Source organism: Gemmatimonadaceae bacterium (assembly GCA_036496605.1).
In the GTDB taxonomy this organism is placed as follows: Bacteria; Gemmatimonadota; Gemmatimonadetes; order Gemmatimonadales; family Gemmatimonadaceae; genus AG2.
The window spans coordinates 21,605-29,809 of sequence record DASXKV010000043.1; the positions used below are offsets into that span (position 1 = coordinate 21,605).

Below are 8,205 nucleotides of genomic sequence, written 5' to 3' on the forward strand. Positions count from 1 at the left end.
CTAGAGGCCGAGGTTGAGACGGAGCGTGACGTAGCGCGGCGGTGCAAATGCCTGGAAAGAAGACGGTGCGTCGCCGGTGGTGCCGTAGGCTTCCGGATCGACACCGGTATACTTCGTCCACAGGATGCCGAGATTGCGCACGGCACCAGTGATGGCAAGCGAGCGTCCGCGGAAGTACTTGGAGGCCCAACGCTCGGGAGCGTTGAAGGTGAGCGACAGCTCACGGAAGCGAATGAAGTCGCCGTCCTCGATGAAGCCAGCGACTGTCTTGGCCGGGTTATCGCGCCCGGCGGCGACACGCGCCTGATCGAACTCGGAGGAGCCGCGATAGATGTAGCCAGCGCAGTTATTGCGGCTCAGGCAGCGAATGCGTTCGCTGTTGTTATACGTCTTGTAATCGCCCTTGTAGTCGACCATCGCCTGCAGCCGGAAGCGGTGCTGCAGGAAATCGAAGCCGTTCGTGAGGGCGACCTCGTACACGGGCAGCGGATTGCCGAGGTACGCGGCCGTGTCGCCGACGACGATCTCGCTGTTGGCCGGTGTCGCGCTGTACGCGATGATCCCGTCGTTGTTCTTGTCGTCCCAACCGAGCAATGGTCGCGACCACCAACCGTTGAGCGGATAGCCTTCGCGATCCTGCTGGGTGCTGCTGTTGATGATGTTCGGCACACCGCCGAGGCTCACCAGCTTGTTGAAGTTCGACGACCCGCTGACGGTGACGTCCCAGCCGAGGCTCGAGCGTTGGAGGAGCACGGTGCTGAGGAGCGCCTCCCACCCGGTGTTGCGCACTTCGCCAAGGTTCTCGAAGCGCGTCGTACTGCCGGTGCCCAACGAGGGAGGCAGCACACGGCTCACGAGGGCGTCGCGGGAGATCTTGTTGTAGTACGTGATTTGGGTGTTGACCTTACTGTGCCAGAAGGTTGCGTCGAAGCCCGCTTCGAGCTCGGTTGAACGCTCCGGCTTCAGGTTGCTGTTACCAAGCGCACTGAAGACGACGCCAGGCACCTCACCGGATTCACCCAGCGTTCGTGTCGCCGAGTAGTACGGCACGGCATCGATCGTCCCCGGTTGCACGCCCGACGCGCCGTAGGCTGTGCGAAGGCGCAACTCGTCGAGCCAGCCAAAGCGCGGGAAAAACCCTTCCTGAGAAAGGATCCACGAGGCGGACAGCTTGGGATAGAACACGGTCTTGAAGTCCGCGCCGAACGCGCTGTTGCGATCGGAGCGAATGGCGCCGGTCACAAAGAGACGATCGCGGAAGGATACCTGCTGCTCGATGAAGCTGCCGAGCGTGCGCGTCTCGTCGGTGGATTCGTCCGCGAGCTTGACGGCGGCACCGGTGACGGTGACACCCCCAGGCGGGAGTTGGTCGCCTTCCGTTCCGTTGCGATCGAAGATGGTGCGCGTGAACTGAACGCCGACCGTTGTCTTGGAACCGAAGGCCTCGGTGAGCTGCTTCGTTGCCGTCGCGGCCGCGTCGAGCGTGTAATCGAAGAAATTCGTGCGGTTATCGATCTTGTAACCAAGCCGCGTGGTGCCGACATCCGGGCAATTCTGGAATCGGCAGAGCTGCGTGTCGCGGCGATCGATGAAGTCGAGACCGAAGGTGCTGCGGAGCGCGAGCCAGTCGCGCGGACGCCAGTTCGCGCGCGACGAGCCGATGAAGCGTTGAATGGCCTGCTCCGTCTCCTGCTGGTAAATGTCGCGCGGCGTCGCGGCGCGCCAACCGAACAGCGTGTCGCCGGCCGCGTTCAGATTGTACTTGAATCCGGGGCCGCCGTAGATGTTGGTCGCGATGCCGAGGACGCCGGAGTCGTCGCTCTCGGGCAGCCGAAGGGCTTCCTGGATATACCCGCCACTGATGGAGACGTCCGCGTTAGGCGACAGCGTCACGTCGACGTTGGCCCGCGCGGTTTCTCGACCCAGGTGGCTCGGACTGCGCTGGCGGTCAGTCAGAACGAGGCCATGACTTGCCAGGTAGCGATTATCGAAGTCGGGGACTTTCGTCGGCCCATCTTCGTCCTCCCATTCGCCATGCAGGAAATAGCGGATCGCTTCCGATCCGCCGCCGACCTGCAATGCATGTTGTTGGCGATAGCCGATGCCGAAGGGCGTGGACTCGGGATCTTTCGTCAAGTTGTAACTCGTGACGCTATCCTGGGTGCAGATACCAGCAGCCACCTGGCTGAGCACGCATTGAACGGTGTTCGAGGGGCTGGACGTCGTCGCCGACGTGGTTCCCGTTCGCCAGCCCCAGTACGCGATCGGATACGGATTGTGATCGGTGATGAAGGTCTGTTGCGTGGAGTAGTTCCACTGCGGACGACCGGCGATGCCGCGCTTCGTCGTTATGACGACGACGCCATTCGCGGCGTCGGTTCCGTACAGTGTAGATGCCGAGGGGCCCTTGACGACCTCGATCGACTCGATCTCTTCAGGATTTATGTCGTTGATGCGAGCCGGCGTCGTTCCGCCCACACTCACCGACGACGATCCCGTGGTGCCTTCAACCCGAACGCCGTCGACAATGTAGATCGGGTTGTTCGAGAGCGAGAGTGAGCTGGTGCCGCGGATGCGAACGCGAACACCAGCGCCAGTTTGCGTCCCCTCGAAGACGGTGACACCAGGGGCTCGTGAGGTGAGGAGATCGGCAGCATTGTTGACGGTGCCGGTCGCGACGATGTTGGCCGCCGGTACCTGCGCGATGTCATTGCCGACCTCGTTGCGCGCTTGCTGGCCGGTGGCCGTCGTGACGACCGGATTCAGCGAGACCGGCACCGGCTGCATCTGAAAGTTCTCCGTCGCCGTCTGCCCAACGGCAACCGTAACCGATCGCCGGATCTCGCCATAGCCGACGCGGAGCGCGCGCACTTCAAACCTGCCGGCCGTGACGCCGCGGATCGCAAACTGGCCGTCGTTATTGGTTTGAGCGCCGAGGATAGTGCCGACGACATTGATCTGCGCGTTCGCGAGCGGCTGACCGGTCGGCGCGTCCGTGACGCGCCCGGTGATCGTCGTTTGCTGTCGCGTTTGTGCCGAGCTGCCAACGGAGATCGTTGCCAGCAAAGCGGTAACGATCGCGACCATATACGATCTTCGCGTACCCATGACGACCTCGTTATGAGTTGCCTGATGAGCGGCAAGGGAGCCGGACGGGATGGGTAACCTAACGGTGGGCCAAACGGCCGCAACCGCCCGCGGCGTGACCCGCGGGCCATTGCTCGTCCTTATAACTACCGCTCTCAGCGCGCAGCGTTGAGAGCCTCGGCCACCTGACTAACAAGCGTGGCCTCCCGAATGAGCGCCGCCGCGACGCGCGCGATCTCGCCATTCACTGATCCCCATTGGCCCTGCTCGATTGCCTCACGAACGCCTGGCATCGTCTTGACGCCGTAACCCGTGTAGTAGCCCGGGGCGTACAGCAGGTGCGTGTACCAGCTTCGCTTTGCTAGCCCCTCGGGCGACGTTAACGCCCGCTCAGCCTGCAGCAGTCGCTCATTCAGCGCCTTTAGTGTCGACGCACCGGCGGTTCCGGCCTGCACGACGCCGCCACGCTCGACCCATTGGTTGTAGACCTTCTCGTAATGCTGCGCGGCCCGGTTGAGCGAGTCGACGGCGTTCAGCAGTGGAGCGAATTCGAGCTGCGGAGCTCGCGCCTCGACCGCGGGCGCGCGCGTTGGCGTACGGGGATCGCTTGTCGCGGCAAAGAGATTCTCGTCGATCTCCCGATTTCGCTCGGCAATCTCGTTTGCGCGCGTCTCGCGAAGGTGCTGCAACTCGGTCACGTAGCGCTGCGCCGTCTCGGCGAGGTTAGTGAAGGCAAACGGCAGCACATCGGCATCCGCAAGACGCATCACGGCCTGGCCGACCACCTGCGAAAGGGCGCGGCCGTAGACGAAGCTCGTGTCGCTGAAGTGCGTGTACCAGTAGAAGTCGTCGTAGATCGAGTGATAGATGCCGCTCTTGTCCTCGCCGCCGTAGGCGAGGTCGAGCGACGCGATGCCAAGGTGTTGAAGGAACGGCGTGTAGTCCGAGCCCGAGCCGAGCGCACCGATGCGCAGATCCTCGCGCTCGCGTGCGTCGCGTCGCGCTTCCGGCGTGCCGCGCGCAATCGCAGCGAGTTGATTTCGCTTCCACGAGCTTACGCCCGCCTCGGGATCGGTGACGTCCTTCGCCACGCCGTTGATGAACTTCTCGAGGGAATGTGAGCCCTCGACGTTGAGGTACCCCCGGTCATTGGAGTCGCTGTTCAGGTAGGCAACCGCATGTTGACGGAGCTCGTCAGCGTGAGCTTCGGCCCATTCCGTGGATCCGAGCAGGCCCGGCTCCTCGCCATCCCATGCCGCGTAGATGATCGTCCGCTTCGGACGCCACCCTTGCTTGTACAGTTCGCCTAACGCGCGCGCTTCCTCGAGCTCGGGGACGAGACCGGAGATCGGATCCTCGGCGCCGTTGACCCATGCGTCGTGATGGTTGCCGCGGATCACCCACTCGTCGCTCTCCGTCGTTCCGGGGAGCCGTGCGATGACATCGTTGAGTGTCTTCAGACTCCACTCTGACTTGACGTGGAGGTGGACGCGTGCCGCGCCGGGGCCGAAGCGATAGGTGATCGGCAGACCGCCGCGCCACGGCTGCGGCACGACGTCGCCCGTGAGCGCCGCGAGGAGCGGCTCGGCGTCGCCGTACGAAAGGGGCAGCACGGGAATCTTCGTGATCGTCGGCGCCTCGGCCACCGTATAACGCTTCGCGTCTTTTGTTGCTCCGACACCCGGAGTCAGTGGATCTCCGGGGTAGGTTGGCATGTCGGCGACGCTGCCTCGTTGCACGCCATCGCGTGGCCGCATCGGACCTTTGGGAAACACGTCGCCATCGGCGTAGCCGTCGTCGCGCGGATCGGAGTAGATGAGGCATCCGATCGCGCCGTGCTCGGCGGCGACCTTCGGTTTGATGCCACGCCACGAGCCGCCATACTTCGCGATCACGATCGCCCCCTTTACCGAGACGCCGTGTCTTTCGAGCTCTTCGTAGTCGGCGGGGACGCCGAAGTTCACGAAGACGAGCGGACCCGTGACGTCGCCGTCGATCGAGTACGCGTTGTACGACGGAAGCTGCTCGTCGTGCTGCCCCGACGTGGGATCACCGGGGACGGTCGGCTCCTGCAACTTGGCCTTGAAGATCGTCGGCGCCACGAGCTCGACAAGGCGCTCTTTCGGCGTCGGGAAGAGGACGTCGAAATTCTCGATCTCCGCTTGCCAGCCAAACGAACGAAACTGGTCGCGCAACCATTCGGCGTTGACCTTGTTATACGGCGAGCCGACGTGATGCGGGCGAGCCGAAAGGCGCTGCATCATGCTGCGCAAGCGCGCCGGATCGGGAATCGCACGGAATTTTCCTTCCCAATCGCGCTCGATGCGCGAGGATTCGGGCGAGAAACCGCGAAGGGTGTCGGGGGAGGGAGCTCGCGGGCTGAAGGTCACGCCGCCTGCGGCGAGCGCGAGGGAGGCTACAAAGGCACGCATCGTTTTTCCGGGAGCGAAGAGGGAATGATCAAGATGGCGAGGCGACCATAGTCGCGGAACAGCACCTGCACAACCGCGCGCCGGCCCAACGTCCAGGACGCCTCGACAGTAATAGGTCCAACGAACTCACCAGAACGAGGAACGAGGTGCTCGCACAGTCTCTGATTCACTGGCCGCAGCCGATCACGGAGTACATCGGATTCATTGGTTCCTTTTTCCCTGCGGGCGCGATTGGATTTCGTTTCGCGGTGCTTCGCGGAGTACTGACACGTGGAGAACAGTCCGGGATGGTTGAAACGCGGCAGCGTCTGCTTGCGGAGGCGGCGCGGCGCGCGGCAGCCATCGGGTTGATTGGAACGATCGTCGCCGCGGCCCTTCTATGGTATCAGCTGCCCGGACTCGCGGCGCGACGGCATTCCACGGTCGCGCAACTGGTGGCGCAGAACGCCGGTGTCGAGCTGCAGATCGGCTTCTTTGTGGTCGCGCTGGTTGGATTCGTGCTCGCGCTGCGCGGAAGCAGAGTCGGGTGGTGGTTGGCCGCGATCGGATTCGTGTGCGGACTGTTGAGAAATGCATTCCTCGCGCAATGGGGCGGGCTCACGAATCCGCTGCACGTGCTCGCCGGAGGTCTCTGGATCGGAACGCTGTTCGTGATGCTCGCTGCCGGCATTTCTGTGGTGCTGAACAACGAATTGGCGCTCGACCAGCGCGGCCCGATCATCTCGGATATGGTGTATTCGTTTTCGCCCCTCGCCTTGGGTGCGGCCCCCGTGCTCGTGTTGTTCGGCATCATCATCGCGTGGAAGCATCTCCACGTGCTGTCGAACTTGTGGATGTCGCCGTACGGGCAGACGTTGATCGTCAAGCTGTGTCTCGTGGCACTGGTGTTCGCGCTCGGCGCGTGGAACTGGCGGCGGCAAAAACCGACGTTGGGTAGCGAGAGCGGGGCGCTCGCGATTCGGCGCTCGGCGACGATGGAAGTCGCGGTCGCGGCGCTGGTGTTAGCGGCGACGGCGGTGCTGTTGAGCATTCCAGCGCCGCGCGTGAAGAAGCCGGCCGCGCCCGTGGCGCCTGTCCCGAACGCCACGGCTGGTCAACCCAGTCACTGAACCCGTCGGCGGCCCGGACTGGCGAATTCGCGGCTGACTAGGGACTTTTCGGTTCCCGGTGTTCTTATAGTGTGAGGCTTCGCGTTAGGAGTACATCCTTAACACGCCAGGCGATCCGCATGAGCAACTCCGCCGAAGTTGCAATTGCCGGTGAAGGAAACGCGCCGTCGCCGTCGCTCAGCGAGGACCAGCGCGCTGCATTCTGGGCCGGCATCCTTGTTCATCGCGATGCCGCCCGCGGCATGGCCGCCCGCTTCGTCTCGCGGCAAAGCGTCGAGGACGTCGTCGACACCGCCGCGGTGCGTTTCATTGAATCCCTGCAGCGGCCCAAGAAGCCGAAACCCTTCCCGGCGGACGATGTCGAGTTCCGGCGCCGGTTCCTCAAAATCGTCCGGAACCACGCTATCAACTGCGGTCACAGCGAGGGCTCCGAGCGCTCGGTCCATTCCCATTGGGGCATGGCGATGGAGCCGGCCGTCGGCGGCCGCAGAGCGGGCGACCGCGAGCTCGACCACGTGTTCGCACGGAACGACCACGCCAAATACGACGCGCCGGCGCCCGTCGAGCGGCGCCCTCAAGACGACGTCGAGGCACTCCGTGGGATCTTCCGCGAGCATGTGGACGACCTGCCGCCGATGCAGCGTGAGGTCGTCTCCCGAACCTTCTTCGAGGGCCGGAAGCGGGCCGCAGTCGCGGCGGCCCTTGGCATCAGTGTGAAGACGTACGACTGCCATCTCCAGGCCGCCTTCCGCTTCTTGCGGGTGTCGTTACCGCAGGATGCGCTCGCATACCCCGAGCTCGATCGCTCCGTCTGGTACGACATCATCGAGGAGCTGTGCGAGCGCTGCGACGCCGCACGCGTGCTGCGCCCCTCCCGCAAAAAAGGGAAACGCTCCAGATCCGAAGGTGACCGTTGCAAATGTGAAGGCGACCCTTCCAAATCTGAAGGCGCCGGCGGCAAAAACGTCGGCTCCGCTGCCGCATAGGCAGCATCACCTGCCAACTCGTGAGGCGCTCGCGACAACTCGCGACGCGACCCGCGCAAAATCGAAGGCGACGCGTGTAAAATCGAAGGCGACGCGCGCTTCACGTGAGTGCACCGGAGCAGCATCGGACACGCCCGTCGCAAGAATGGCAGTCTCCCTGATTCGTTGGCAGGCGCCGGCTGCATTTCACGACACGCCCGTCGCGCCTCACGACAGGACCGAAGCAAAACACGACACGCCCGCGGCAAAACACGACACGCCCACGGCAAAACACGACACGCCCGCGATTGATTCGCTGGCGCACGACCCATTCCTGCACATCGACTAGGGACTTTGGCGCGCGCCGTGTTCTCTCTAGTACAGGGGCACCACAACGCGCACGACGCCGGCGGTGAGGGGTCCCGAGTCTTCGCCACGCGCGAGCGAAGGCGGGTGGATCACATAACGACGGGCGTCCAACTGCTTCACACCCAGGAGGGGGACAGTATGAAGGCGAAAGACATTCGGAAGTTCGACATGCTGCGGCGCGTCCAGCAGCTCATGGATGCGTTCGCGGCGGAGCTGACGGTCGTGAATGCGACCCCGGCTCGG

5 protein-coding genes are annotated in these 8,205 nt (G+C 63.8%); 3 read left to right on the forward strand and 2 right to left on the reverse strand.

Going from position 1 to position 8,205, the window contains the following annotated elements; all coding sequences use genetic code 11:
- Together VGH98_17055 and VGH98_17060 are read right to left on the reverse strand one after the other, a co-directional pair.
- Positions 1-3,108 (reverse strand): SusC/RagA family TonB-linked outer membrane protein, encoded by a 3,108-nt coding sequence (locus tag VGH98_17055; GenBank protein ID HEY2377685.1) that lies wholly within the window; start codon positions 3,106-3,108, stop codon positions 1-3.
- A gap of 134 nt (positions 3,109-3,242) precedes the next feature.
- A complete protein-coding gene (locus VGH98_17060) occupies positions 3,243-5,519 on the reverse strand; it encodes a transferrin receptor-like dimerization domain-containing protein (protein ID HEY2377686.1) in 2,277 nt (758 codons plus the stop codon).
- Positions 5,520-5,665: 146 nt separating this feature from the next.
- Between VGH98_17060 and VGH98_17065 the strand changes: the two genes are divergently transcribed.
- The 3 genes from VGH98_17065 (at position 5,666) to VGH98_17075 (ending at position 7,942) form a co-directional block, all read left to right on the forward strand.
- Positions 5,666-6,628: a CopD family protein gene (locus tag VGH98_17065; protein ID HEY2377687.1), complete on the forward strand. Its 963-nt coding sequence runs from the start codon at positions 5,666-5,668 to the stop codon at positions 6,626-6,628.
- 119 nt (positions 6,629-6,747) lie between these two features.
- Positions 6,748-7,614, forward strand: coding sequence for a hypothetical protein (locus tag VGH98_17070; protein ID HEY2377688.1), 867 nt, complete (start codon positions 6,748-6,750; stop codon positions 7,612-7,614).
- A 145-nt stretch (positions 7,615-7,759) separates the two neighbouring features.
- The gene (locus VGH98_17075) at positions 7,760-7,942 is read left to right on the forward strand and encodes a hypothetical protein (GenBank protein ID HEY2377689.1); all 183 of its coding nucleotides are present in this window, start codon (positions 7,760-7,762) and stop codon (positions 7,940-7,942) included.
- The last annotated feature ends 263 nt before the right edge of the window (positions 7,943-8,205 follow it).